Annotated in this window: 1 pseudogene; it reads right to left on the bottom strand. The window is 73.5% G+C overall.

The annotated features are described in order from the left end of the window. Positions 1–50: 50 nt before the first annotated feature. Positions 51–1,390, bottom strand: a pseudogene (locus KUTG_RS20915) (zinc-dependent metalloprotease); the annotation flags it as partial.

Here is a 1,390-nt window from a genome sequence, read left to right as displayed (position 1 = left end):
AGACCGATTTCGTGGCGCAGGCCGCCACGAAATCGCGTCCTCGGTGCTGGTCAGCTCTGACCGGGGCCGCTTTCGCCCCGCTCCTTCTCCTCGCGCTCGGTGCGCTCGAGCTCGGCGATCGGATCGTCGCCGAGCTCGCCGACGGCGCCGAGGCGCTCGGAGAACTCCATCGGGTCGTCGAGGTCCTCGGCCGTCGGAATGAGGTCCGGGTGGGCCCAGATGCCGTCCCGCTTCTCGATGCCGTGCTGGTCGCCGACCAGACGCCACAGGGCGGCGGCGGCGCGCAGCCGGCGCGGCCGGAGTTCAAGGCCGACAAGGGTGGCGAAGGTCTGCTCGGCCGGCCCGCCGCTGGCCCGGCGGCGACGCAGCGTCTCGCGCAGGGCCTCGGCGCCCGGCAGGCGCTCGCCGACGGCGTCGCCGACGACCACGTCCACCCAGCCCTCGACCAGGGCCAGCAGCGTCTCCAGGCGGGTGAGCGCCGACTTCTGCTCGGGCGTGGTCTGCGGTTCGAGCAGGCCGGACCGCATGGCCTCCTCGATGCTCTGCGGGTTGCTCGGGTCGATCTGCGTGGCCAGCTGCTCCAACGCGGCGGTGTCGACCTTGATGCCCCGGGCGAACTCCTCGACCGTGGCCAGCAGTCTGCCGCAGCCACGGCACGTGGGCGAACAGCCGCTGGTGGGCGGCCTCGCGTGCGGCCAGGAAGACCATGACCTCGCTGGCCGGGCGCTCCAGGCCGCCGGTGAACTTCTCGATGTTGGCCGGCAACAGCGAGGCGGTGCCCTCGGGCCCGAGCGGCAGGCCGACGTCGGTGGAGGTGAGGACCTCGGCCGCCAGCTGCGCCAGCGCGTTGCCGAGCTGCGAGCCGAACGCCATGCCGCCCATCTGGCCGACCATCGCCAGCATCGGGCCGGCCGCGGCCTTGGCCTCCTCGGGCAACGCGTCGACCCAGGCGCCGGACACCCGCTGCGCCACCGGGTCGAACAGCCGCTGCCAGGTCGGCAGCGTCTCGTTCACCCAGTCCGTCGCCGACCACGCCTTGGCCACACGCGCGCCGGCCGGCAGGGTGGTCGCCGGGTCCAGCCACATCTCGGCCAGGTGCACCGCGTCAGCCACGGCGCCGGTCTGGTCGGCGCCCGCGGCGCCGCCGGACTGGGCCAGCTGCTGCACCGCGATCTGCTTGGCCAGCTCGTAGTTGACCGGCCCGCCACCCGATGTCTGGGCCTGGCTGAGCATCTGACCCAGCTGGCTGAGCATCTGGCCGAGCTGGCCCATGTCGAAGGGGACGCCCCCGGGCGGCATCCCCCCGGGCGGTGTGTTTCCGCCGCCGGAGGAGGAGCCCTCGCCGCGGTCGTCAGGGTTCTGGGACGGATTGAACCCGAACGGCAGATCG

Source organism: Kutzneria sp. 744 (assembly GCF_000568255.1).
Classification (GTDB): domain Bacteria; phylum Actinomycetota; class Actinomycetes; order Mycobacteriales; family Pseudonocardiaceae; genus Kutzneria.
Note: the sequence above shows the minus strand (reverse complement) of the source record. Positions and strands in the feature narration are given on the sequence as shown.